This is a genomic window from Agrobacterium sp. SOY23, assembly GCF_027212525.1.
Taxonomy (GTDB): domain Bacteria; phylum Pseudomonadota; class Alphaproteobacteria; order Rhizobiales; family Rhizobiaceae; genus Agrobacterium; species Agrobacterium tumefaciens_I.
This window is the reverse complement of sequence record NZ_JAPWDT010000002.1, coordinates 303,567-329,072: the sequence shown is the minus strand read 5'-3', so window position 1 is coordinate 329,072 and position 25,506 is coordinate 303,567. Positions and strand designations below refer to the sequence as shown.

Sequence of the window (25,506 nt, the reverse complement as noted above, 5' to 3'; positions counted from 1 at the left end):
AACCCGGATCGGTTTTCGGAAAGCACAACGTCTCTGTTCAGCATTGCAGGTATCCGCAGGCGGCGCCGGTTGGCGAATGCCTGTGGACCATAACAAAACCGCCGGCAGTGCCGGCGGTCATAAAAATCAGCTTACATCCCAATGAAGCGGGAACATCGGATCGAATACGGTCACCGGCCCGGCGCCCGTTTCGATCTTGGCGGGAAAGGCCACCGCTTCCTCGCGCTTGACCAGCGTGATCGTCTCCTCATTCGGCGCCAGCCCATACCAGGCGGGACCGTTGAGCGAAGCGAAGGCTTCCAGTTGATCGAGGGCGTTTTCATCCTCGAAGACATGGGCAAGGCAGCTCATGGTGTTGATGGAAGTATAGATGCCGGCGCAACCGCAGGCGCATTCCTTCAACGGGTCCACATGCGGAGCGGAATCCGTGCCGAGGAAGAAGCGCGCATCGCCCGAGGTTGCGGCAGCCCGCAGCGCGAGCCGGTGCTCCTCGCGCTTGGCGACGGGCAGGCAATAATAATGCGGCTTGATACCGCCGACGAGAATGGCGTTGCGGTTGATGATGAGGTGATGGGTGGTGATGGAGCCTGCCAGATTGGCCTTGGATGACTTGATATAATCCACGCCGTCGCGGGTGGTAATGTGCTCCATCGTCACCTTCAGTTCCGGCAGGCGCTGGCGCAGTGGCTCCAGAACCGTATCGATGAAGGCTTTCTCCCGGTCGAAAATATCGACTTCCGGTGTCGTCACTTCACCATGCACGCAGAGCGGCAGGCCGATCTTCGCCATGCGCTCCAGAACCGGCATGGCCCTGTTGAAATCACGCACACCGCCATGGGAATTGGTCGTCGCACCCGCAGGATAGAGCTTCACGGCGGTGATGAGGCCGCTCTTCTTGCCCTCCTCCACGTCGTCGGCTTCAGTATCCTCGGTGAGATAGAGGGTCATCAGCGGCTCGAAACGATCGCCTGCCGGGATCGCCTTGACGATGCGTTCGCGATAGGCGCGGGCATCGGCGGTGGTAACGACCGGCGGCACCAGGTTCGGCATGATGATGGCGCGAGCGAAATGGCGGCTCGTATCCCCGATCACGCCTTCCAGCATGGCGCCATCGCGAAGGTGCAGGTGCCAGTCATCAGGGCGGCGCAGGGTGAGCGACTTCATCGGTTTACCTCGGAGCATGATGGAATTGGCGCCCGCTTAGCATCTTTTGCCGCGGGAAAACAGCCGCCAAAGACCATCGGGCGGCTGTAAATTTCATTTTTTTGAAGCCCGCCTCAGATGTTGCCCGCTTCCGGACCCCAGACATCGGTCATGGCGAAACCGTCGGCCAGGGGGTCGAAGGGATCGAGACCGACCTGATGTAGACCAAAGGTGAAGCCACGCCCGGCAATGGTGGGAATGACGGCCGGACGGCCCGCCACCTCGGTGACGGCGGAAAGGCCGACATCGAATTCCGAACCGATGATCGAACGGGATTTATATTCGTCTCCCACCTTCACCTTGCCGCGCGCATAAAGCGTGGCGAGATTGGCGGAATTGCCCGTGCCGCAGGGCGAACGATCCGCGCGGCCCGGCCACATGGTGGTGCAGGTGCGGATGGAGCCATCGGCATCCACATCACGGAACATGACGTAAGCGACACCCGATATTGCGGGGATTTCCGGATGAACGACGGTCATTTCACGGTTGACGAGGTCCTTCAGAGTCATACCCGCGGCAACGAGTTTTGCCGCATTGGCCTTCTCGATGGTGAGACCGATCTGGCGCACATCGACCAGCGCGTAAAAAATGCCACCGTAGGAAATGTCCATCGTTACCTTGCCCCATTCAGGCGTGTCGATGCTGACATCCAGCTCATGCACGAAGGAGGGAACCATGGTCAGCTTGACCTTTTCGCAGCGCCCGTCGCGGCAGGTGGCCGTGGCTTTCACGAGGCCGGCCGCCGTTTCCAGAATGATGACGGTTTCCGGCTCCTGCATCTCCACCATGCCGCTTTCCAGAAGCGCAGTCGTGGCGCAGATGGAATTCGAGCCCGAGCTCGCATGGGCCTGATCCGGCTGCAGAATGACGAAGGCGGCGTGGGCATCCGGATGTTTCGGCGGCAGGAGAAGATTGACCGAGCCCATGGGCGTGCCACGCGGCTCCAGCGTCAGGAAGCGGCGCAGCGCCTCTCCCTGCGGATCCGTATTCATCCAGTGAAGCTGCTCGGCCACCGTGTTACCGGGAATTTTGGGCGCCCCGCCCGTGACGACACGGCCGATTTCGCCTTCGCAATGGACATCGAGAAGCTGGAGAGTGCGTTTCCAACGCATGGGGTCTTACTCCGGAAGGTGGGTTATCGCCCCGACCATACAGATAAAAATACAAGCTGTATACAAATCTCAACTAGGGATGACGAAAACGCTGAGGGTTTTCGTCATCTAGCGATTACGGCATTCCGCCCGCTTGCGATTGGCGGCTGCCTCGCAATTCAGTTGTGACTGTTGCAATGCCTGATCGTCCACCACGGAACCCGCCGTATCCCCCACCGATCCGACGGTATTTTCAACGGAGCGGCCGAGCCGTTCCACCTGCCGGCCATAATTTTCCCGCGTGCGCGGATCAAAAACCGCAATCGGTGCGCTGACCACCACACTGGCGGCCGTTCCAACAGTTTGCGCAGCACCGATGCTGACCGCGCCCAGAGCCTCACCCAGCCCGACATCGGAATCCGTCACCGTCTGGCCGGCAATGAGGCGGTCGCCGATAAGGCGGACGACCTCGGGGCTTTCGGCAAATTTGCCGTGGTTCAGGCGGTCGCCGGATTGCAGCTTGGTGAGATCGAGAACGGTGATGCCGGCTTTTTCCAGCTCGCTGCGATAGGGCTCGACGGATGGGTCGATCTGGCCGAGACGATCGACATTACCGGAAATGCGGCGGGACAGGCTGAGCGCACGGTCATCCTGCGAAACGAACAGAGTGAATTTCGGTGGCGCCTTGCCAAGGCTTGCAAATTGCCGGCTGAACACATCCACATCCAGATCCGGCGCAGCCAGAATGACATTGCCGATCTTCGGATCGACGCGGCCATTGCGGATCGCCATCTGGCGCAGGGCCTCCACCGCAAGCCAGGTGCCCATGGAATGGGCCATGACCGTAACCTCACCGATGGACTTGTCCCTGGCAAGACGCGTCAGCATCTCCTCCAGCGCATCGCGCGAGTAGTTGGTGCTTTCCTTGTCGTAATTATAGTCGAAAATACTGGCACGCGACGGCCAGGTGAAAACCACCGGCACGACATCCGTACCGGAATCATGGACGATCTGGGCGAAGCGATAGACCGATTCCTCGTAACGGTTGTTGAAACCATGCACGAAGACCAGCACACGGCGGTCCTTCTTGATATGCTGGTTGATCCAGCTTCTGGTCTCTGCTTCAGAGCGAATAGGCTCCAGCGCCACCGTGGTGAAATCCTTCAGCGGGTTCGGCGGCAGCTTCTTCGGCCATTGCACCTGGCCGACCTTGCGGTTGGCGTTGGGCGGAATGGAAACCGTCACCGCATCGACCTTGAGCCCCGTTCCCCGCTCGCCGCCAAAAAGCACGGCAGGATTTTCCGATGGCGCACGGGTGGTAGCGACGAGAAGATTGACCGGCGTCGTACCCGCCACGGTCTGCCCCGTCGGCGTCATGACCCCGATGGGCCGCCCACCGCAACCGGCGAGCAGGGCGACAATCGCGATTACGGCCACGAAGCGAATGGGCATCACATCACTCTCCTACAACCCAGAGGCAGCCAGATAGCAGCCGGGGGAGAGGATTTTCTACCGGAGGCGGAACTGCCGCGCCAGCAACCACAGCGGAACGGTGAGCACTTTCCGCCGCGGTGTGTCCAAACGGACCCAATTGCCGCGCGTTTGAACCGGCAATCGGACAGCTCGTCAAATAGCGGCCTATCGCTGCGGCAGCATCGTGCCCCTTTCGCGCAGCGCACTATGCCAGGACAGAGCCTCTTCGATGAGATGCGGCGTGTGCCCGCCCCGCGCCGCCGCGCGCTGGTAATAATCCGTCAGGGCATCGCGATAATCGGGATGTACACAATTGGCGATGATGACCGCCGCACGCTCGCGGGGAGCAAGACCGCGCAGATCGGCAAGGCCCGTTTCAGTGACGAGAATATCGACATCATGTTCCGTATGGTCGACATGGCTGACCATGGGCACGACGCTGGAAATGGCGCCACCCTTGGCGATCGACTTGGTGACGAAGATCGACATATAGGCGTTGCGGGCGAAATCGCCGGAGCCGCCAATACCGTTCATCATATGGGTTCCGCCGACATGGGTGGAATTGACGTTTCCGTAAATATCAAATTCCAGCGCCGTATTGATGCCGATGATACCGAGGCGACGGATGACTTCCGGGTGGTTGCTGACCTCCTGCGGACGCAGGATCAGCCTGCTTTTGTAATCCGCAAGCCGCGGCATGACCTTTTCGTTCATGGCGGAAGAGAGCGTGATCGACGAACCCGAGGCGAAGGTGAGCTTGCCCGCATCGAACAGTTCGAAGGTCGAATCCTGAAGAACCTCCGAATACATTTTCAGATCATGAAACGGCGTATCGATGAAGCCATGCATAACGGCATTGGCGATGGTGCCGATGCCTGCCTGCAACGGCTGGAGTTCGTGGGTCATGCGGCCGTGACGGACCTCGTTCAGCAGGAACTCCGTGAGATGCCCGGCAATCGCCTTTGTCTCATCATCAGGCGGCAGCACCGTCGAAAAACTGTCGCTCTTGTCGCTCAGAACGATGGCGGCGATCTTTTCCGGCGGCACCGGAATGAAGGGTAGGCCCACACGGCTATCCGTCGCCACAACGGGAATGGGCATGCGGGTCGGGCGCTTGGCGGGAATGAAGATGTCGTGCAGCCCCTCCAGCACCTCGGGCTGCGACAGATTGATCTCGACGATGACCTTATCGGCCAGAATGGCAAAACTCGCTGAATTACCGACCGAGGTGGTGGGCACGATGCCGCCTTCCGCGGTGATCGCCACCGCCTCGACAATGGCGATATCGACCCCGTGGATCTGGCCGCTGCGCAATTGCTCGACCGTTTCGGAAAGATGCTGATCGATGAACATCACCCTGCCGTCATTGATCGCCTTGCGCAGAGCCGGATCGGACTGGAACGGCATGCGCCGCGCCAGCATGCCGGCCTCCACCATGGTCTTGTCGAGATCGTTGCCGAGGGAGGCGCCGGTCATCAGGGTGATTTTCATGGGATTCGTCTTGGCGCGTTCGGCCAGCGCCAGCGGCACGGCCTTCGCTTCTCCTGCGCGCGTAAAGCCGCTCATGCCGACGGTCATGCCGTCCTGAATGAGACTGGCGGCCTCTTCGGCACTAACGATCCTGTTCAAGAGGGACGCGTTGCGGATACGCTTTTCAAGCATGCACTTCTCCATGATCTGTCATCACGATGGCACGGCATTCGGGTGGCCACCTCGCGGCGACTATGGCGCGCAGTTTCATCGATGAAACTGACATAGATCAAGGGTGCGAACGGAACCAAGCCTTCTACGCATCAAATCCCGTTCAACCAAGCATAAGTGGCGCATCGGCGCGACAGGCTGCGAGGTCTTCATCCCATCGCAGCCTTACCGAACGGGAAACGGGTTTCACCGCGCCTGACCGTCCGCTCCGGGAAAGGCAATGGGGCGAACCTCGCCCCGTCGCATCACGAAGAATGAGCGCGGTCAGGGACCTTCGCAGACGGGTGCCTGACCGAGCACGATCTGCCCTACTTCGGCATCATAAGCACGCAGCCCGAATGTACCGAGAGTAATGACCCGGTAACAGGGACTACCGCCCGTCCATAGCGGATCGACAACATCGATATCGGTGATGAAACGGTGGGCGCAGGCCTGGCCGGAACTATAGGCAATGCCTTCGGCCGTCGTGCCGGCCATCGGCACATGGATATGACCGAAAATGATATGGCGTATACCGGCGGGATGGGCGGCGAGGCGGCGTATGACAGCGCCGTCATCATGCATGCCGATATGTTCGAAATGCCGGATACCGCATTCCATCGGCGGGTGATGAATGAAAACCGTCGCCGGCAGATCGCCTGCACTTTCCAGAGCGCTCTCCAGCCATACCAAGCGGTCCGCACCGTACATGCCGCCGATGACATCGGCTTCGTGGCTGTCAAGGAACAGCAGCCGGCCGAATTCGGTATCGATAAAGGACTGGATATAACCATTGCCGTCACGCGGCTGTTCCGGGAACGCCGCCACGAACTCCGGCCGGCGGTCGTGATTGCCGAGCATCAACCGTGTGGGGATGGAAACGTGTGTGAGAATATCGCGCAGCAGCTCGTAGGCTTCCGGCTCGCCGTAATTGCAAAGATCGCCCGTCATCACCAGAAGATCGGCGTCGGCGTGCTTTTCGATAATATCGGCGACAGCGGCACGCAGTTGTTTTTCCGGGTCGACGCCGTTTATCGCGATGCCCGGCGGCAGAAGATGGGTGTCGGTGATCTGGATGATCTTCATTGTCGGTCTTTCTGCGTAAAATGGCTGCGGGAACGGATTTCCCCGCAGCCTTTTCGATGCTTGACTTATTTCATCAGGCCGTTGGTCTGCTCGACGATCTGCTTGAGACCGGCTTCCGGCGTTACTTCACCGCGCATGACGGTGCCGATAATGTCGCGCTGCGTACGCCAGATGCGGACGGAATCGCCGCCCGGATAACCGGCCCAGGGCAGAGAACGGTCAGCCTGGAGCGAGGCGGTTTTCACATTCGGGTTCTCGGCATAATAGGGAGCGAGGAAGTCCGGGCCGGTTGCCTGCTTGTTGGTCGGCAGATAGCCGGTAATGCGAACGATGGTGTTCTGCGCTTCCGGACCGGTGACCCACTTCAGATATTTCCAGGCAGCGTCCTGCTTGGCCTTCTCCTGCGTCAGGATAACGGCAGAGTTGCCGCCGGTCGGCACGCCGCCCTTTTCCTTGTTGTCGAGCGGGAAGGTTGCCGTCTTCAGCTTGAAGCGGTCGCCAACCAGACCCTGGATTGTCTGCACGTGAGCAGGCGTCGAGAAGATGAAGCCGGTGAGGCCTGCGCCGAACTGCTGGCGGGACTGATCCCAGTCGAGCAGGTTCTGGCCGCCTTCGGTCACGAACTGACGGGCCATCTTCAGGGCGTTGAGGCCGATTTCATTGTCGAAAGCGACGGTCTTGGTCTTTTCATCAACGAGCTTGCCGCCCTGTTCGAAGACGAGCGCCTGCCACAACCAGTCATCCGGCCAGCCATTGATGTCGTAGCTCATGCCGGCAAACTTCGGGTCAAGAGCCTTGATCTTCTTGGCGAGAGCGATGAGCTCCGGGAAGGTCGTCGGCATCTTGTCCGGGTCGCCGCCAGCCTTGGAAACGAGATCGGAGTTGATGTAGATGATCGGCGAGGAAGCATTGACCGGCAGGCCGTACTGCTTTCCGTCGATCTGGCCGAGAGCGGCCATCTTCGGGCTGTAGTTCTTGTCGAGGAAAGCCTGGCCGCCTTCAGCCTGGATGAACGGGCCGAGATCGGTGATCTGGTTGCGGGGAGCGAGCGTGTGAACAAGTTCCGCCGTCAGGTTGTAACCCGAGAAATAAACGTCCGGCAGATTGCCAGTGACAGCCGAGCGCAGAACCTGCTGCTGGCCTTCATTATAACCGGCGGCCGGAGCGAGGAAGTTGATCTTTACATCCGGGTTCCGCTTCATGAATTCATCGGCCAGCGGCTGATGGAATTTCGTGAAGCCCGGCAGGTTGTAAAGAACGTTGAGCGTGATTTCGTTGGCCAGAACCGGCTGTGCGAGGCCCGCAAAAGCCATGCCAAGGGCCAGACCGCCCATTACAGCGCGTCGGTTGAGTTTCATGTCAGTCTCCAGAGAGGTTTGAGAGGAAGAGGTCCGAACGGCGTTACTTGACGCCGGTCATCGTAATACCGGCGATGAAATGCCGCCGTGCGAGGAGGAAGCACAGCACCATCGGCGCGGTAATCAGTGTGGCGCCCGCCATCAGTGCACCGTAATTCGCGCCGGATTCGACATCGGCGAAGAACATCATGCCAAGCGGTGGTGGGGCGAGATTGGTGTCGGAGATCACGATCATCGGCCAGTAGAGATCGTTCCAGTGGGCAACGAGCGAGAAGACCGAGAAGGCGGCGAGCGAGGGAAGCGAGCCGCGCAGGACGAGCCCCCAGCAAATCTCCATTTCCGAGAAACCGTCCATGCGCGCCGCCTCGATGATTTCATCCGGGTAGCTGCGGAAGGACTGGTTGAACAGGAAGATGGCGAAGACCGAAAGGAAGAACGGCATCATCATCGCGAAATAGGTGTTCAGCAGCTGTGTTGTCGTCAGACCCACAAAAAGCGGCAGGGCCAGTGCCTGAATGGGTACGCAGAGCGCTGCGATCACCAGCGCCAGCAGCAGCTTGCGCCCCGGAAACCGGAGTTTCGCCAGTGCATAGGCGGCCGGAACCGACGTCAGGACCTGAATGATGAGGATACCGAAGCAGACGATCACGCCGTTGAGCATGAACCGCGCCATGGGCACCTGCCCCGCAGCACGGGAATAATTTTCCAGCGCATCGAATTTTTCAGGGATCGGCCAGAGCGAAACGTTGAATATTTCGGCCGGTGAGCGGATGGACGTCAGGAACATCCAGTAGAACGGCAGCAGCATCACGAAAGCGCCGAGCGCGAGCACGAGATGCGGGAGATATTTGCGAAGCGCGGCCATCAGTAGTGCACCTTCCGGTCCATATGCAGCGTCTGGCCGATCGAAAGAACCAGTACGATTGCAAGGAAGATCATCGTCAACGCGGCGGCATAACCGGTGTTGGAATATTCGAACCCTTCCAGATAAAGATCGAACAACAGGGTTTCCGAACCGAAGCGGCCCTTGGTCAGCACGGCCACCGTCTCAAACACCTTGAAGGCAGAGATGGAGGTCGTCACCACCACGAACATCGTCGTCGGCCCGAGCATCGGCCATGTAACCGTCAGGAAACGGTCGACCGGGTTCTTGGCGCCATCGAGCCGCGCGGCCTCGTGCAGGTCCTTCGAAATGGCCGTGAGGCCGGCGAGGAACAGCACCATGTTGAAGCCGAGAACCTGCCAGATGCCCATTATCGCCATGGTGGGAATGAGCAGGACGGGGTTGGAGAGAAACGCGACGGGCTCGAAACCCAGCCATTTGATCGCCGCATTCACCGGGCCGAGCGAGGGGTGCAGCAGGAATTGCCACACGGTCGCCATGGCGACGAGCGTTGCGGTGACGGGAAGGAAATAGGCCACTTCCCAGAAGCCGCGGCTTCGCTTGCGGTTATAAACGAGCAGGGCCACGCCGAGCGCCAGAAACACACCGAATGGAATGACGATGACCGCATAAATGGCCGTATTCATGAGCGCCCGCAGGAAGACCGGATCCTGAAACGCCTTGATGAAATTGCCGAGACCGACAAAGCGGGTGGAGAGCGCGCCGAGCTGATAATCGGTGAGGGAGAAAACGGCGAGAACGAACATCGGAACGATATAGGTCGCCAGGAGCAGCAGGCTTGCCGGCGCAGCAAACATCAGGCCGCGCCAGACCATGCGCCTGTCCGCCTTCGACAGGCGCGGACGGGCTTTTGCACGGCCGGCGGTGGAAAAATCGACCGCCGTCATGCCGGCACCCGTTCACGCACCGTGACCTTGCGACGCAGGCCGTCGGCTGCGAAAAGATGCGCGCGCTCGGGTGCAAAACCGAGGGTCATCACACCATTGCCATCGGCGCCGAGTACCTCGCCCGCGCCCTGACGCAGGGTGATGGCAACCGTCTCGTCGTTCAAAAGACGGCAGCTGACGAAACGGTCCGCGCCGTGGGTTTCGCTGCGCACCACCCGCACGGCGAGACCTTCTTCGCCCGGACGCAGATCTTCTGCGCGCAGGCCGAGCGTCGCCGGGCCGGCATCGCGGCCGGCAGCCTCGAGACCAAGATCGCGACCGAAGGCCGTCACGCTGCCGGTGGTATCGATTTCGACCGGCAGCAGGTTGATCGAAGGCGTGCCGATAAAACGCGCGACCGTCAATGTCGCCGGTTTCCGGTAAAGTTCATCCGGCGTGCCGAGCTGCTCGATGCGACCTTCCGACATCAGCGCGATGCGGTCGGACATGGTCATGGCTTCGATCTGGTCGTGGGTCACATAGATGAAAGTCGCCCCCAGCCGGCGGTGCAGGCCTGCCAGTTCCTCGCGCATATGGGCGCGAAGCTTGGCATCGAGGTTGGAAAGCGGCTCGTCCATCAGGAAGGCGGCAGGCGAGCGCACCAGTGCCCGGGCCAGCGCAACACGCTGGCGCTGGCCGCCGGAAAGCTGAGCCGGCTTACGATCCAGCAGATGCGCGATCTGCAGCGTTTCGGCCGCCTGCTCGACGGCGGCATCGATCTGCTTCAATGTTTCCGCAGGAGCAGCAAACCGTCCGACCAGCGGCAGGCGTGCGGCGAAAGGCAGGCGCCGCATGCGTAGCGGCGTCGCGATATTCTGACGCACGCTCATATGCGGATAAAGCGCGTAGGACTGGAACACCATCGCCAGATTGCGGTCGCTCGGATCAATCTCCGTCACATCCTGCCCACCGATGGAGACCGAACCGCGATCCGGCGTTTCCAGCCCCGCGATGATGCGCAGAAGCGTGGACTTGCCACAACCCGACATGCCAACGAGGGACAAAAACTCTCCAGGACGGATGGAGAGATCGATTTCTTTCAGAACATCGTCGGCGCCAAAGCCTTTGCCGATGCCCGAAAGCTCAAGTGATTGTGGCGTCATTCTGCGCTCCTTTTCTGAAGCGCATATGCTTATATTGTATGACAATATGACGAAGGTTTGCGGAAACTTCGATGACACTCGAAACCCCGGCAATCCCGGCTCATCGCAAGACCTTACGATACAGGCCTTCACCGAAACCCCCTAATATAAAGGGGTTCATATCGGAATATTCCGAGCCCGAATGGATGGGTCGAAAAACCGGGTTGGCTGTTCCGATTTCCCCGTCATTTTAAACGACAGCGAGAATCACATGTGCCTGAATTTTCGCGGCAACTTCACCACCGCCATGGCGCGCCTCAATGGCGGCCGCGGCGTAATCGGTCGCGGCGTCCAGCTTTCCGGGCGCTCTGGCCTCTATTTCCGTGCGAAGAAGGGTTCCCTGACAATAGGCTATTGCCGGAATGCGCGGCGAAGAGGCACGGCTTTGCGCCGCCACCGTCTCCATCGTCACGCGGGAAAAACCGGCATCGGCCAGCTCGCGGCGGATCAACGCCGTATCGTGATAGCCATGCGGCGTGCGGGCCATGAAGCGTGGCGGGTCATTTGGGAACAGTTGTGCAAGGGCGTTTGTCACATCATCCGCGAAGTGATTTTCCTCGATACGATCCCACACATTGAACAGATAATGTCCGCCGGGCTTTAACACCCGCTTTGCCTCGCGATAGGCCGCCGGGCGGTCACTAAAAAACATCGCACCGAACTGACAGAAAACGAGATCGAAAGCCGCGTCTTCGAAAGGCAGCTCCTGGGCATCCGCCTGCTGCCATTTCATCCGGATGTCCGGTATCTGCCGCGACGCCGCAAAATCCAGCATCGGCTGGTTGAGATCGGTGACGACATAATTGGCGGCAGGCGACAAACGCGGCGCCAGCTCCCGCGTGACCGCCCCGGTGCCGGCGGCGATTTCCAGAACATCGATCGGCATCAAGGCCGCCGCCCGCCGCGCCAGATCGGCAGCGAATGGCGCAAAAATCAACGGCACCATATAGCGGTCGTAATTTTCCGGAATCGAACCCGCAAACACCTTGTCCGCTTCCAACATGGCTTTCACCCCAGGCCATCTGATGACCGGAGGATTTTAACACATATTCGCAAAGTTCGGAATTCGTTCGGTCTTGCAGGGCGAGAAGCAGACAAGGCATCTGCCGGAACGGGCTCACCGATACCAGCCATGCGACGCGTGAGAAACAGCGACTTTCTCAGGACTACTTTTATGGGAAGAGAAATGGCGCACCCGAAGAGATTCGAACTCCTGACCCCCAGATTCGTAGTCTGGTGCTCTATCCAGCTGAGCTACGGGTGCGTGCCGTTCCGGTCGTTTCCGGTGGCGTGGCGATCCTCTAAAACGTCCTCATTCCGAATGCAAGCGATTTCGCTTCGAAATTGTCATTTTTCCGCAGTAATTCATGTATATCATTGATTTCAATATATATTCCATAAAGGCCATTTTCCACACACCCTTTGCCGTGTCCTTTCCGGCAGGAATAATGATTGCGGTGGGCCGGTGCGAAGCAGGTTTTTTATGCGGTTCTGGCCGCATGTATGGAAGCGGCGCGGTCGGCGATCTCGATGCGGAACTGAGTGCCGGGGCCGGGCTTTTCAACGAGCGCGATCGTGCCGCCATGGGCCAGCACAAGTTCGCGCGCAATGACGAGACCGAGGCCCGTGCCGCCGGAGCGGGCCGATCCCCGGAACGCGGAAAACAGGTTCTCCTTGGCCTTGCGCGGCATTCCCGGCCCATTGTCGTCGATGACGATGCTGACGACGCTGCCGGCTCGCTGGGCCGAGATGGAAAGATAACGCTGTGCGGTATTCGCCGGGTCGGATTGCAGCGCCTGAACGGCATTGCGACAGAGATTGTGGATCACCCGGAAAAGCTGTTCGGAATCCGCATCCACCGTCAGATCCGGCGGAACGCTGTCCTGAAACTCGATGCCGCTTTCCGGATCGAGCGCCAGAATATCGCGCACATCCCGCACCAGAAGGCTCAAATGCACCGTCTTGCGTTTCGGCGCGCCCTCGGTCGCCTGGCCATAGGCCAGAACCTCACCGGTATAGGCCACCGCACGGTCGATGGTGCGCAGCAGTTTCGGCGCAAAACTGCGGACCATGGGGTCCTTTGCATCCACCAGCCGGTCTGACATGAGCTGCGCGGAAGACAGGATATTGCGCATGTCATGGTTGATCTTCGACACGGCCAGGCCGAGATCAACGAGATTTTTCTGCTGTCGCAGGGTTTTCTGCAGTTCGGTCTGCATGTCCGCGAGGTGACGACCCGCAACCGCCAGCTCGTCCGCCCCCTCCTCGGGCACGAAAATCCGCTCGGGATTGCCCGGATCCTCCGAGAAATCCTGCATGCCGAGTGTCAGGCGCCGTATCGGCCGGATCATGATGCGGTTGATGGAGATGAAGATCAGGCCGGCGGTGACCAGCGACAGGATGATCGAGATCAGGAAAACGTTGCGGGCATAAGCGAGCATTGCCGCCCGCAGCTTGTTTTCGCCCAGCACCAGTTCGATGATGGTATCGCTGTCGCCCACAACATCGAAAACGCGGATCACGCGGTTGCCGCCGAACAACAATGTGGAAAAGGCATCCCGCACCGCCTCCACTTGCGAAACATCGGAAAGATCATATTGCTCGTCGACGCCGGGCGGCGTTTCCGCCACGGCGAGCAGCCGCGATGTACCGTCCTTGCGCAGCGCAATAAGCTTCGCGCCCGTCGCCATCAGCGTGTCGTTCTGCACGCTTCGCGGCAATTCCGCCTGCAGACCGTCAATCACGGCACCGGCGGCGGCGGCGGTGTTCAGGCGGTCCCGCAGCCAGGAAAGACGCATATTGGCAACCGAAGGCACGAAGATCAGCACTTCGGCGATCATCACGAAAATGACGGTCAGCAACAGCAGCCGCCCCGAAAGACCGGCGGTCAATCCCGGCATGCAATGCACCGGATCGTCTTGCGTGCGGTCCAAGCTGTCTGCGCCTTTAGAAAACACCGGGCCATGATCCTGTATGCGCGCCGCTGCTTTGCGTGAAACGGCTCGGTTTATATGCAGCAATAATAATAGGACCGAATGGATATTTTTCCAATGCGTTGCAAAACAAACGTCTTCATCGCCGCAAAAACAAACGCCGCCCGGCAGGGGCGGCGCTTCAGGTAAAGGGGTTCAAGCGTGAGCAGCAACGGCGCCCGTCAGAATTCCTGCCAGTCCCCCTGAGCCGGGGCAGCAGCCGGCTGGGCATTGAGTGCCCGGCTGACGCTGTTCATCAACCTGCGGGCCGGGGAAGCCACCGCCACCGCCCTGTCGGAAACGGCCACCGGCCGCACCGGCTGCTCGACGCGGGGCGTGCGCTTCACATTCTCCGTGCGCAGATTGTGCTGCGCAGTCTCGGCACCGACATTGAAGCGCGCCACCAGCGTCACGAGGTGGTCCGCCTCGCTGCTCAGCTTGTGGGTCGCGGCCGAGGTCTCCTCCACCATGGCGGCGTTGCGCTGCGTCACCTGATCCATCTGGTTGATGGCGGTATTCACCTCATGCAGGCCGGTGGACTGTTCCCTGGCGGCAGTGGCGATCGAATGGATGTGTTCGTTGATCGCCAGGACGCGGGTCTCGATCTCACCCAGTGCGCTGCCGGTTTTCTGCACCAGCGATACGCCGCGCCCGACCTCTTCGCCGGATTTGGTAATCAGCGCCTTGATGTCCTTCGCGGCCGTTGCGGAACGCTGCGCCAGTTCGCGCACTTCCTGGGCGACGACGGCGAAGCCCTTGCCCGCCTCACCCGCACGCGCCGCTTCCACGCCGGCGTTCAGCGCCAGCAGGTTGGTCTGGAAGGCAATCTCGTCAATGACATTGATGATCTGGCTGATTTCGCGCGAGGCATGCTCGATGCGATCCATGGCGGAGACGGCATCGCGCACGACATTGGCGGATTCTTCCGTCTTCTGCTTCGTTTCAGCAACCATGGTGCTGGCTTCCTGCGCACGATCGGTGGAGTTGCGGACAACGGCGGTGATCTCGTCCAGCGCGGCGGAGGTTTCCTCCAGCGCTGCGGCCTGCTGCTCCGTCCGCTTCGACAGGTCGTCGGCCGCTGAACGCAATTCGCTCGCGTTGCCGCTGATGCCTTCCGTGCTGCCGCGCACCTCGCGCATCGTCTCGCGCAGCTTGGTCAGCGTCTGGTTGACGTTTTCCTTCAGTTCGGCGAACACGCCGCGGAAATCGCCTTCCATCCTCTCCGTCAGATCGCCGCGCGCCAGGCCTTCGATGACACGGCTGGTCTCGGAGACGCCATTATGCACGCCCGTGAGCAGGGCATTGATCGTCGCGGCGAAACGATTGAGGTTGTCGTCGCCATAATTCTTGTTGATGCGGCGGCTGAAATCGCCCGCGGCCGCGGCGTCGACGACAATGGCCATGCCGGCCTGCAGGTCGTCGCTCTTGGCGCGCATGGCGGATTCCTGCGCATTCATGCGGCGCACTTCGCTGCCGTTCTTCTTGAAGACCTCGACGGCCGCCGCCATTTCGCCGATTTCGTCGTTGCGGCCGAGATAGGGGACTTCCGCCTCCAGATTGCCATCGGCCACCGCGTTCATCACTTCCGAAACCCTGCGAATGGGCGCGCTCAGCTGCCGGGCCCCGATATAAAGGCCGAATGCAGCGCCGGCCAATATGCCGCTGCCGGTGACGATGATGACCAGCCAGAAGGACGCCGTCACAAAACCGTCTATGCCGACCTTGACGGCCTGGAGTTCGGCAATGTCGTTCTTCACCACCGCATCGATTTCGGCCTGGTATGCCTTGCGGTTGGCACGGTTCGCCTCGTTGTTGCCCTGCTGATTGGCGGCCTGCGGGCCGGTTTCACGGGCAAGCCGCGCGGTTTCCAACCGGAAGGCCTTGAACTCCTTGAAGCGGTTGGCAAGATTATCGAAGCTCGCCTTCTGCTCCGCCGGAACGAGAGGGGTCCATGTCGCGATCAGCTTCTCCATGGCGTCGAGGTTCTTGACGATGCCGTCCGCAAAGGGTGCCGCTTTTTCGATGTCGGCGGCGGCATAGACCCCACGCGCTTCCATCACAACCGCGGTGACAAGGCGGTTGAGCGCCTCACCCTTATAGGCGCGCTCTGCCGCTTTCTCATATTCGACGGTGCGCACCCGGAACTCGCTGACCGCATAGATGGACAGGCCACCGATGGTACAGGCGACAAGGCTCATCAGCCCGACAAGAAGATTGATACGACCGCGAATTCTCAATTTCGTTCCCCCAACAAAGGCCAGCCGCGCGACGGAAAATGGGAAGCTGGCATAACTTTTCGCATCACAAGATTTATCAATGCTGCGTTAAGAAAGAATTTCGCATTTTAGCAATTGCACGCGGGAATCGGCCTCTGCAGGCCATCGGCGAGGGAGAGAGCGGTGCGTTTTCCGCAAAAGGTGAAGTGCGAAAACCCCTTCGGCAATTGACTTTGCTCGGCCTATGCCCTTATAAGCCGCGCACGCTCGGCCATTGAAAGCTCGCCCAGGCGGGGTTAGCCGTGCAAAAAACGAAACGCTCTTGCAAATAGTTGCAAATTCAAGAAGGGCCGCACACCGCGGTATTAAATAAATGTCGAAGCGTACCTACCAACCGTCCAAGCTTGTTCGCAAGCGTCGTCATGGTTTCCGTGCCCGCATGGCTACCGCCGGCGGCCGCAAGGTTCTCGCAGCCCGCCGTGCGCGCGGCCGCGCACGTCTGTCGGCTTAATTGCCGACATCTGTGGCCCGATGAAAGTCGTGGACACATGAGTGAGACTAAAAAACGACCCGGCCGGCTTAAAAACCGGTCGGAGTTTCTTGCCGTTCAGGCGGGGGAAAAACGGCGGGGAAGCACCTTTCTTGTGGAAGTGCTTGACCGGAAAGCCCCGGAAACCGAGCCTCGCGTCGGTTTTACCGTAACGAAAAGACAAGGCAACGCGGTCGAGCGAAATCGCATGCGCCGCCGTCTCAAGGAAGCCGTCAGGCTTTCTGCCGGGGTCGCAATGAAGCCCGGTCATGACTATGTGATTGTCGCCCGCAGGGACGTGCTCGATACGGCCTTCCCGAAAATTCAGTCTCTCCTCATCGAGCGAATTGAAGGAACGGCGAAACCGAAACGGTCCCAGGAGACCCGCTCCAGGAAAGAATGATGGAAAAGAACCGTAATTACTTCATCGCGATAGCCCTTTCGGTTGTCATCGTCCTCGCCTGGCAATTCCTTTATATGAATCCGCGTATCGAGCAGCAGCGCCGCGCCGAAGAGGCCCGCCAGGCGCAGCAGCAGACGACGCAGCAGCAGGCACCGGCTGCGGCACCAGGTGCTGCCGTTGAAGGCGCACCGCCCGCCTCCTCACCGCAGACCGCCGCCACGGCGACCCGCGAAGAGTCGATTGCAAAAACCCAGCGTGTCGCCATCGACACCAATGCCATCGCCGGCTCGATCAATCTGACCGGCGCGCGCTTCGATGACATCCGGCTCAAGGGCTACCATGAGACCGTCGATGACTCGAGCCCGATCATCACGCTGTTTTCGCCCTCCGACACCAAGGACGGCTACTTCACCGAACTTGGTTACGTTGCCGCGCAGGAAGTCGGCGGCGTTCCTGGCCCGACGACCGTCTGGACGCTCGCAAGCGGCGACAAGCTGACGGAAACCACCCCGGTCACGCTCACCTACACCAATTCCAAAGGCGTGGTTTTCTCGCGTACCGTGTCGATCGACGAACACTACATGATCTCGGTCACCGACAAGGTCGAGAACCCCGGACAGGCTGCGATCTCGCTCGCCACCTATGGCCGGGTGACGCGCAACAACAAGCCGGCGATTCCCCCGGTCTTCGTCATCCATGAAGGTTTCCTCGGCGTCTCCGGCAAGGACGGCAGCCTGACGGAAGAAAAATACAAGGATGTCGAGGAAGCACCGGTCACGGTGGCCAAGGCAACCGGCGGCTGGCTCGGCATCACCGACAAATATTGGGCCGCGGCCATTGTTCCGCCGCAGACCACGCCGTTCGAAACCCGCTATTCGCATATTACCGGCAATCAGCCGAGCTATCAGGCCGATTTCAAGAGCGATACGATGACGGTCGAACCCGGCCAGTCCATCGAGCTGAAGAGCCTCGTCTTCGCCGGTGCCAAGGAAGTACCGCTGGTCGACCGTTATGAAACCGAATATTCCATTCCGAAGTTCGACCTCCTGATCGACTGGGGCTGGTTCTACTTCATCACCAAGCCGATGTTCAAAATGATGGATTTCTTCTTCCGTTATTTTGGCAATTTCGGCGTGGCCATCCTGCTCACCACCATCGTCGTCAAGGCCCTCTTCTTCCCGCTCGCCAGCAAGCAATATGCTTCCATGGCGAACATGAAGCGCGTGCAGCCGAAGATGGAGGAGCTGAAGGCCAAGCATGGCGATGACCGCATGGCCATGCAGCAGGCGATGATGCAGCTCTACAAGGAAGAGAAGATCAACCCGGTTGCCGGCTGCTGGCCGATGCTTCTGCAGATCCCGGTCTTCTTCGCGCTCTACAAGGTCATCTATGTCACCATCGAAATGCGGCATGCACCGTTCTTCGGCTGGATCCACGACCTTTCCGCGCCCGATCCGACATCGCTGTTCAACCTGTTCGGCCTTCTGCCCTACGACGTTCCGCATTTCCTGATGATCGGCGTCTGGCCGCTGGTCATGGGCATCACCATGTTCCTGCAGATGCGCATGAACCCGACGCCGCCCGATCCGACGCAGGCAATGATCTTCACCTGGATGCCGCTGATCTTCACCTTCATGCTGGCCTCCTTCCCGGCTGGTCTGGTCATCTACTGGGCGTGGAACAACACGCTCTCCATCAGCCAGCAGGCCGTCATCATGAAGCGTCACGGCGCCAAGATCGAACTGTTCGATAATCTCAAAGGGCTGTTCAAGCGAAAGCCGGTGCAATCGAAATGAGTGACACCGGTACGGCAACCGAAAAGCCCCTGTTCGGGCGACCCTGGATTTTCATTCGCGGTGTCCCCGCGATGAAATTCCTGCCGCCCGAGGGCCCGCCGGAGATTGCGTTTGCCGGTCGCTCGAATGTCGGCAAGTCCTCGCTCATCAATGCACTGGTGGGTCACAAGGGGCTTGCCCGCACCTCCAATACGCCCGGCCGCACGCAGGAACTGAACTACTTCGTTCCGGAAGGCTATTCAGGCGAAGCGGGTGACCTGCCGCCGATGGCCCTGGTCGACATGCCCGGTTACGGTTATGCGCAGGCCCCCAAGGATCAGGTCGATGCCTGGACCAAGCTCGTCTTCGATTATCTGCGTGGCCGCGCGACGCTGAAGCGCGTTTACGTGCTGATCGATTCCCGCCATGGCCTAAAGAAGAACGACGAAGAGGTTCTGAGCCTGCTCGACAAGGCGGCCGTGTCCTACCAGATCGTGCTGACGAAGACGGACAAGATCAAGGATGCCGGCGTTCCCCGCCTCATCAGTGAAACGCTGGAGAAAATCCGCAAGCGTCCCGCTGCGTATCCGGAAGTTCTCGCCACCTCGTCGGAAAAATCCTTCGGGCTGGACGAGTTGCGCGCCGAGATCATCAGGACGGTCTCGCTCTAGGTCCTTGTTTTCCGTATTTCCGGACGGAAAACCGGAATCCACTTTTCCTGGAAATGCTCCAGGCGCTCAGGCGATGGTGAAAAGCAGAACGGCGGTCCACAGCATCGCCGTCAGTGCCAGAAGCCGCCAGAAGCGTACGGAATGCCAGACTTCCGAAAGCATGGCGGTGAACATGCTGCCATTGCGCAGCGGCTGGCTTCTGAAAGGCAGGCCGGGACGGTTTGGGTCCCGCTCTAGCAGCGCAGCAACCGTCGCGTTTTCGCGATATTCGGTTTCCGCCAGATTATCCCGCCAGCGCCTGACCATGGCGGCAAACTGGCGATCGCGTTTGACGCGCTTTGCAAGCTCAGCCATGCTTTCCGGCGGCAGGGCACCCAGCACATATTCGCCCGCGAGCACTTCGTCCCGCAAACCGCTTTGCTTGTCTCGATCGGGTGCCGTCATGTGGACTCTCACTCCTCGGTCGTTCAGGCCGCGCCATTTCCCGGCGCGCGACGTCTCACATCGCCCTGAATTAACCCCTCCCCTTTCCCCAGCAAGGCTGGTCCCATTGGGCCTTTATGTCAATCTCATTACAGAGCTGAAACCGGCAAAAAAAGAAATTTGATCGCTGCCGACACAATAAGGCCAGGAGGTTATTTCATCCGTCGAAAACTTGCTTTAGAGCGATGACAGGCTCTCAGCAGCCGCAACCACAGACCGAGGTTTTTAGATGACTGCTTCCGAAAGCGAAACTCAGGCGCGGCTGCTCGCACAGGCTCTGCCCTTCATGCAGAAATATGAGAACAAGACCATCGTGGTGAAATATGGTGGTCACGCCATGGGGGATTCCACGCTCGGCAAGGCTTTCGCGGAAGACATCGCCCTGTTGAAGCAGTCCGGCATAAACCCCATCGTCGTGCATGGCGGCGGCCCGCAGATCGGCGCGATGCTGTCGAAGATGGGCATTGAATCGAAATTCGAGGGCGGCCTGCGCGTCACCGATGCCAAGACCGTCGAAATTGTTGAAATGGTTCTGGCCGGCTCGATCAACAAGGAAATCGTCGCCCTCATCAACCAGACGGGCGAATGGGCCATCGGTCTGTGCGGCAAGGATGGCAACATGGTCTTCGCCGAAAAGGCGAAAAAGACCGTCATCGATCCCGACAGCAATATAGAGCGCGTGCTCGATCTCGGCTTCGTCGGTGAAGTCGTGGAAGTCGATCGCACCCTGCTCGATCTGCTTGCAAAATCGGAGATGATCCCGGTCATCGCCCCCGTCGCGCCCGGTCGTGATGGCGCCACCTACAATATCAATGCCGACACCTTCGCCGGCGCCATTGCCGGTGCGCTCAACGCCACGCGCCTTCTGTTCCTGACTGACGTGCCGGGTGTTCTCGACAAGAACAAGGAGCTCATCAAGGAACTGACGGTCTCCCAGGCGCGCGCGCTCATCAAGGACGGCACGATTTCCGGCGGCATGATCCCGAAGGTCGAGACCTGCATCGATGCCATCAAGGCCGGTGTGCAGGGCGTGGTGATCCTCAACGGCAAGACGCCGCATTCCGTCCTTCTGGAAATCTTCACCGAAGGCGCCGGCACGCTCATCGTGCCCTGATGCATGTCAATGGCGGATGGCAAGCCTGTCCGCCATATCTGGCATTCAGCCGAATGCCAGAAGCGACAGCACGCCAACGACAATCAGCAGGCAGCCGGACAGCTCGAGCCGGTTGATCTTCTCCTTGAAGAAAAGAACGGTCGAGGCGAAGGCGAACAGCATTTCCACCTGCGCCAACGCCTTCACCACGGCGGCCTGCTGCAGGGTCATCGCCGTGAACCAGCCGAACGAGGCCGTGGCGCCCACGAAACCGACCGCGAGCGACGGTTTCCAGACCCTGGCGATGCGCCGCAATTCTTCCCTCTCGCGCCAGATGATCCAGAGGAACATCGACACCGTCTGCATGACGATGACGACGACGAGGGTAAAGCCCGCCTGCATCATCGCATCCGGGGCCGGTAGGCTCGGCGCAAGCGCCAGCGAGGCCGAACGATAGGCAACCGAGGACAAGCCGAAGAATGCCCCCGAGGCAAGGCCGATCCCTGCCGTCCGGCTGAAGATCGAGGTGAGGAAGGAAGCGGGCGTCACTTCCGTGCGCGCCACCGAAATCAGCATGACGCCGGCGACCGAGATCGCGATGGCTGCCAATGTGCCGCCATTGACGCTTTCACCGATGAAGATAAGGGCAAACAGGGCCGCCTGCGCCGGCTCGGTGCGGGAATAGGCCGTGCCGACCGCGAAATTGCGGAAAGAGAACAGGTGCACCAGCAGGAAAGTGGCAGCAATCTGCGCCATGGCCCCGACCGTTGCCCACACGGCGAAGGACATGTTCGGCACCGGCAGCGGGCGACCGAGCCCGAAATGCAGAAAAGCGAGATAGGCGAGAGCGAAAGGCATGCCGAACACGAAGCGCACGAAGGTTGCACCCGTGGTGCCCATCATGCCCTTGAGATGCTTCTGCAAAGTCGAGCGCAGGTTCTGCAAGAACGCGCTTGCGAAGGTTATGCCTATCCAGAGTTCCATGGCTTGGCGGTATCATGCGCCGGAGGCCACAGCCAAGCCCGATTTTCTGGTCAATCGTCGTCTTTTCGATTTTCTTCGCCGTTCGAAACGGGCATAAAGCAGCCTATGGACACAAAGCCGAAAAACCTGCCCGACGCCGCCGATTTCGCCCATGTCAGCGAATGGGTCTTCGATCTCGACAACACGCTCTACCCGCATCACGTCAATCTGTTTTCCCAGATCGACCGTAACATGACGGCCTATGTGGCGGAGCTTCTAAAGCTCGACCCCGATGAAGCCCGCGCATTGCAGAAGCGCTATTATCACGACCACGGCACCACGCTTCAGGGCCTGATGATCCATTACGGCATCAGCCCCGACGAGTTTCTGGAACGGGCCCATGCCATCGACTATTCGGCGCTGAAACCCCACCCGGAACTCGGCGACGCGATCAGGGCTTTGCCGGGCCGCAAGTTCATCCTGACCAATGGCAGCGTCAAACATGCGCAGGCCGCCGCCGGCGCACTCGGCATTCTCGATCATTTCGAGGATATTTTCGATATCGTCGCCGCCGGTTACCTGCCGAAGCCGGCGAGCGCGACCTATGAGAAATTCGCAGCGCTTGCCAAACTCGATATGAAAAAAGCCGCCATGTTCGAGGATCTGCCGCGCAATCTCGCGGCGCCCAAGGCGCTTGGCATGAAGACCGTGCTGCTCGTGCCTTCAAACCTTGAGGGCGTGATCATGGAACGCTGGGAAATCCCGGCCGTGACGGATGAGCATATCGACTACATCACCGACGATCTGGCCGGTTTCCTCACCAAAACCATCGACCGCTGAGCCGTAAACATTACCGAAGCTTCATGCACCTTACGGATGTTTAAGTGGTGGGGCTGAGTGGACGTCACTATCTTTTCTTCAGGGACACCAAAGAAAGGTAATGACGATGACCACACGCAAAATCGCCCTCTCTGCTCTTGGCGCAGCCCTTGTGCTCAGCACGGCCGCAACGGCCAGTTTTGCCGCGCCCGGCAAAGGCCAAAAGGATCGCATGCCGATGCGCCCGGAAGCGGCTTTTGTTCATCTGCTGAAGGTGGCCGACACCAACAAGGACGGCAAGATTTCCAAGGAGGAATTCACCACTCGCCAGGACGCGCTCTTCACCGAGATCGACAAGGACAAGGACGGCTCGATCACGCCGAAGGAAATGCGCGAATATCGCCAGGCGAAGATAGAAGCCTTCCGCGCCGCGCATCCGCGCCCCGAGCGTGAGGAAGCCAAGGCGGATGAAGGCAAGGGCACGGATGGCAAGCGGGCCGAGCGTGAACATGGCGGTCGTTTCGGCCATCAGGGCTGGGGTAAGCATGGCGGCAAGGGCGCGGGCTTTGCGCTGATCCGCTGGGCCGATACCGACGAGAACGGTCAGGTCAGCAAGGCTGAATTCACTGCCGCCGGCGAAAAGATGTTCGAGCGACTGGACAGGAACAAGGACGGCGTCATCTCCATCGACGACATGCCGGACCGCCCGTTCCTCTGATCCTCCAAGCATAAAGCCCGCTTTTAAGCGGGCTTTTTCTGGAATGTTCTAATGCAGGCTGACGGTTCTCAGATCGTCTTCCGCCGCCTTGAAGAAGGTGCTGGAACGATTGTCTGTCAGGAGGATTGGCGTACCATCCGCACCGAACAGTGCCCACAGATCCAGCTGCGGATCGAGATCAGGCGCTTCCGGGAAACAGCGGCTTACGTCTTCCGCACGGATCTTGCGGATATATCCCACTTCTCCTTCGCCGATATGGGCGAGCTGGGACCGGGTGAGACGCGCATGCGCTTCTTTTAAAAGCATATTTCAGCCTCCTTCTTCACGCCGAGCGATTCATGTCCGATTCCGGCGTTCACGTTCTACTCTGAGACGGAAATATTAATTTTCTTTACCACGTTCGAAATTTCCGGCCGGACCAGATCGATGGAAAGAAGGCCGTTGCGCAGGCGCGCTTCCCTGACCTGCATGCCATCAGCCAGCACGAAGACCCGCTGGAATTGCCGCGCCGCGATGCCCCGATAGAGAAAATCGCGCTTTTCCTGTTCCTGCTGGCGGCCGCGGATGACGAGCTGGTTGTCAGCCGTCGTCACATCCAGATCATCCTGCGAAAAACCGGCAACCGCGATGGTGATGCGCAGCCGCTCCGGCACATCTTCGCTGCCGGGCAGGCGCTCGATATTGTAGGGAGGATAGCCGTCATTGGCCTTCGCCATGCGCTCCAGCGTTTTTTCCATGGCATCAAAACCCAGCAAAAGCGGGTGGGTGAATGGCGTCATGCGGCTCATATCTCTTTTGTCCTTGCAACCAAGCGACGTTTCGCGGTCCCGCTTCCGGCAACCTCGCCGGTCAATCGCACCGGCAAAGGCAATATGGGAAGCACAACCGGAATACGCAAGGCTGTGCAACGGGCAAAGGGGAACACTTGGGAATGAGGCTTGACAAGTGAGCACCCGCCGCTCGAAAAAAGCGCTCATCTCAACGGCGGGCAAGACATGGCAGAACGCAGAAAAATCATCATCGACACCGATCCGGGCCAGGACGACGCGGCGGCAATCATGCTCGCTTTTGGAAGCCCGGAGGAAATCGACATTCTCGGACTATGCGCCGTCGCCGGCAACGTTCCGCTGAAACTGACCAGCCGCAACATCCGCATCATCTGCGAATTGTGCGGCCGCACCGATATTCCGGTCTATGAGGGCGCGGAGAAGCCGCTGGTGCGCAAGCCCGTCACGGCCGAACACGTTCACGGCAGCACCGGCCTAGACGGCCCGGTTCTCGACGAGCCGACCATGGAGGCGCAAAAGCAGCACGCGGTCGATTTCATCATCGAAACCCTGATGCGGGAACCCGCCGGCACGGTCACGCTCTGCACGCTCGGTGCGCTGACCAATGTGGCGCTGGCGCTCCTGAAGGCGCCGGAAATCGCCGACCGCGTCAAGGAACTGGTGATGATGGGCGGTGGCTTCTTCGAAGGTGGCAACATCACGCCGGCGGCGGAATTCAACATCTATGTGGATCCGCAGGCCGCCGATATCGTTTTCCGCTCCGGCATGCCTGTTGTCATGATGCCGCTTGACGTCACCCACAAACTGCTGACCACCAAGGCGCGCGTCAGCCGCATTCGTGACATCGGCACGCGCCCGGCCATCGCCATGGCGGAAATGCTGGAATTCTTCGAGCGTTTCGACATCGAGAAATACGGTTCGGATGGCGGCCCGCTGCATGATCCGAGCGTCATTGCCTATCTCCTCAAGCCCGAACTGTTTCAGGGCCGTGAGTGCAATGTCGAGATCGAGGTCCATTCCGAGCTGACCATGGGCATGACGGTGGTGGACTGGTGGGGGGTGACGGACCGCCCCGCCAATGCCCGCGTCATGCGCAACGTGGATTCGGACGGTTTCTTTGAGTTGCTGACCGAACGTTTCGCCCGGCTCTGATCCGGACAGGGACAAAAAGGGCCGCTGGAAAAACCAGCGGCCCTTTTTATTTTCGGCGAGA

General features: G+C 59.8%; 24 protein-coding genes and 1 tRNA gene. 8 read left to right on the top strand and 17 right to left on the bottom strand.

Going from position 1 to position 25,506, the window contains the following annotated elements; translation table 11 throughout:
- Positions 1–126: 126 nt before the first annotated feature.
- The 13 genes from pyrC to O3S81_RS06755 form a co-directional block, all read right to left on the bottom strand.
- Positions 127–1,164 carry a dihydroorotase gene (gene pyrC / locus O3S81_RS06815; RefSeq protein ID WP_269341771.1) on the bottom strand — a complete coding sequence of 346 codons (1,038 nt, stop codon included), beginning with the start codon at positions 1,162–1,164 and terminating at the stop codon, positions 127–129.
- Positions 1,165–1,277: 113 nt separating this feature from the next.
- On the bottom strand, positions 1,278–2,315 hold the full coding sequence (locus tag O3S81_RS06810) for a 4-hydroxyproline epimerase (RefSeq protein ID WP_269341770.1): 1,038 nt from the start codon (positions 2,313–2,315) through the stop codon (positions 1,278–1,280).
- A 108-nt stretch (positions 2,316–2,423) separates the two neighbouring features.
- Positions 2,424–3,746 carry an alpha/beta hydrolase gene (locus O3S81_RS06805; protein ID WP_269341769.1) on the bottom strand — a complete coding sequence of 441 codons (1,323 nt, stop codon included), beginning with the start codon at positions 3,744–3,746 and terminating at the stop codon, positions 2,424–2,426.
- A 186-nt stretch (positions 3,747–3,932) separates the two neighbouring features.
- Positions 3,933–5,429 (bottom strand): acetyl-CoA hydrolase/transferase family protein, encoded by a 1,497-nt coding sequence (locus O3S81_RS06800; protein WP_269341768.1) that lies wholly within the window; start codon positions 5,427–5,429, stop codon positions 3,933–3,935.
- Between the two features lie 303 nt (positions 5,430–5,732).
- Positions 5,733–6,533, bottom strand: coding sequence for a phosphodiesterase (locus tag O3S81_RS06795; RefSeq protein WP_269341766.1), 801 nt, complete (start codon positions 6,531–6,533; stop codon positions 5,733–5,735).
- Positions 6,534–6,598: 65 nt separating this feature from the next.
- Entirely contained in the window at positions 6,599–7,891 is a 1,293-nt protein-coding gene (locus O3S81_RS06790) for an ABC transporter substrate-binding protein (RefSeq protein ID WP_269341764.1), read from the bottom strand.
- A 43-nt stretch (positions 7,892–7,934) separates the two neighbouring features.
- Positions 7,935–8,756: a carbohydrate ABC transporter permease gene (locus O3S81_RS06785; RefSeq protein ID WP_269341763.1), complete on the bottom strand. Its 822-nt coding sequence runs from the start codon at positions 8,754–8,756 to the stop codon at positions 7,935–7,937.
- The gene (locus O3S81_RS06780) at positions 8,756–9,682 is read right to left on the bottom strand and encodes a carbohydrate ABC transporter permease (RefSeq protein WP_269341762.1); all 927 of its coding nucleotides are present in this window, start codon (positions 9,680–9,682) and stop codon (positions 8,756–8,758) included. Before O3S81_RS06780 ends, O3S81_RS06785 begins: the two co-directional genes overlap by 1 nt.
- A complete protein-coding gene (locus tag O3S81_RS06775) occupies positions 9,679–10,824 on the bottom strand; it encodes an ABC transporter ATP-binding protein (protein ID WP_269341761.1) in 1,146 nt (381 codons plus the stop codon). Before O3S81_RS06775 ends, O3S81_RS06780 begins: the two co-directional genes overlap by 4 nt.
- 229 nt (positions 10,825–11,053) lie before the next feature.
- A complete protein-coding gene (locus O3S81_RS06770; protein ID WP_269341760.1) occupies positions 11,054–11,866 on the bottom strand; it encodes a class I SAM-dependent methyltransferase in 813 nt (270 codons plus the stop codon).
- Positions 11,867–12,050: 184 nt separating this feature from the next.
- Positions 12,051–12,127: transfer RNA gene (locus O3S81_RS06765), tRNA-Arg, on the bottom strand.
- Positions 12,128–12,344: 217 nt separating this feature from the next.
- Positions 12,345–13,763 (bottom strand): sensor histidine kinase, encoded by a 1,419-nt coding sequence (locus O3S81_RS06760; RefSeq protein ID WP_269341759.1) that lies wholly within the window; start codon positions 13,761–13,763, stop codon positions 12,345–12,347.
- Positions 13,764–14,017: 254 nt separating this feature from the next.
- Positions 14,018–16,072, bottom strand: coding sequence for a methyl-accepting chemotaxis protein (locus O3S81_RS06755; RefSeq protein WP_269341758.1), 2,055 nt, complete (start codon positions 16,070–16,072; stop codon positions 14,018–14,020).
- 352 nt (positions 16,073–16,424) lie between these two features.
- On the opposite strand from O3S81_RS06755, the gene rpmH reads away from it, so the two are divergent.
- Genes rpmH through yihA form a run of 4 tightly spaced genes read left to right on the top strand, consistent with a single transcriptional unit; the run spans position 16,425 to position 19,429 of the window.
- Positions 16,425–16,562, top strand: a complete 138-nt coding sequence (gene rpmH, locus O3S81_RS06750) for a 50S ribosomal protein L34 (protein ID WP_003493611.1) — start codon at positions 16,425–16,427, stop codon at positions 16,560–16,562.
- Between the two features lie 37 nt (positions 16,563–16,599).
- Complete coding sequence (gene rnpA, locus O3S81_RS06745; protein WP_269342419.1) at positions 16,600–16,983, top strand: ribonuclease P protein component; 384 nt, start codon at positions 16,600–16,602, stop codon at positions 16,981–16,983.
- On the top strand, positions 16,983–18,779 hold the full coding sequence (gene yidC, locus O3S81_RS06740; protein ID WP_269341755.1) for a membrane protein insertase YidC: 1,797 nt from the start codon (positions 16,983–16,985) through the stop codon (positions 18,777–18,779). The genes rnpA and yidC overlap by 1 nt, the downstream gene beginning before the upstream one ends.
- A complete protein-coding gene (gene yihA / locus O3S81_RS06735) occupies positions 18,776–19,429 on the top strand; it encodes a ribosome biogenesis GTP-binding protein YihA/YsxC (RefSeq protein WP_269341753.1) in 654 nt (217 codons plus the stop codon). Before yidC ends, yihA begins: the two co-directional genes overlap by 4 nt.
- Before the next feature lie 66 nt (positions 19,430–19,495).
- Here yihA and O3S81_RS06730 read toward each other — a convergent pair whose 3' ends face one another.
- Positions 19,496–19,873, bottom strand: coding sequence for a hypothetical protein (locus O3S81_RS06730; protein WP_269341751.1), 378 nt, complete (start codon positions 19,871–19,873; stop codon positions 19,496–19,498).
- 268 nt (positions 19,874–20,141) lie between these two features.
- On the opposite strand from O3S81_RS06730, the gene argB reads away from it, so the two are divergent.
- On the top strand, positions 20,142–21,026 hold the full coding sequence (gene argB / locus O3S81_RS06725; RefSeq protein WP_269341749.1) for an acetylglutamate kinase: 885 nt from the start codon (positions 20,142–20,144) through the stop codon (positions 21,024–21,026).
- 45 nt (positions 21,027–21,071) lie between these two features.
- Here the strand turns inward: argB and O3S81_RS06720 are convergent, their stop codons facing one another.
- Positions 21,072–21,989 (bottom strand): DMT family transporter, encoded by a 918-nt coding sequence (locus O3S81_RS06720; protein ID WP_269341747.1) that lies wholly within the window; start codon positions 21,987–21,989, stop codon positions 21,072–21,074.
- Positions 21,990–22,094: 105 nt separating this feature from the next.
- Here O3S81_RS06720 and O3S81_RS06715 point away from each other — a divergent pair, with 105 nt between their 5' ends.
- Positions 22,095–22,808, top strand: a complete 714-nt coding sequence (locus O3S81_RS06715; protein WP_269341746.1) for a pyrimidine 5'-nucleotidase — start codon at positions 22,095–22,097, stop codon at positions 22,806–22,808.
- Between the two features lie 100 nt (positions 22,809–22,908).
- Positions 22,909–23,505, top strand: a complete 597-nt coding sequence (locus O3S81_RS06710) for an EF-hand domain-containing protein (RefSeq protein WP_269341745.1) — start codon at positions 22,909–22,911, stop codon at positions 23,503–23,505.
- Between the two features lie 48 nt (positions 23,506–23,553).
- On the opposite strand, the gene O3S81_RS06705 is transcribed toward O3S81_RS06710, so the two are convergent.
- Together O3S81_RS06705 and O3S81_RS06700 are read right to left on the bottom strand one after the other, a co-directional pair.
- Positions 23,554–23,811, bottom strand: coding sequence for a DUF1150 family protein (locus O3S81_RS06705; protein WP_269341744.1), 258 nt, complete (start codon positions 23,809–23,811; stop codon positions 23,554–23,556).
- Positions 23,812–23,867: 56 nt separating this feature from the next.
- Entirely contained in the window at positions 23,868–24,293 is a 426-nt protein-coding gene (locus O3S81_RS06700; protein ID WP_060722839.1) for an Hsp20 family protein, read from the bottom strand.
- Between the two features lie 207 nt (positions 24,294–24,500).
- Here O3S81_RS06700 and O3S81_RS06695 point away from each other — a divergent pair, with 207 nt between their 5' ends.
- Positions 24,501–25,445 carry a nucleoside hydrolase gene (locus tag O3S81_RS06695; protein ID WP_269341741.1) on the top strand — a complete coding sequence of 315 codons (945 nt, stop codon included), beginning with the start codon at positions 24,501–24,503 and terminating at the stop codon, positions 25,443–25,445.
- The last annotated feature ends 61 nt before the right edge of the window (positions 25,446–25,506 follow it).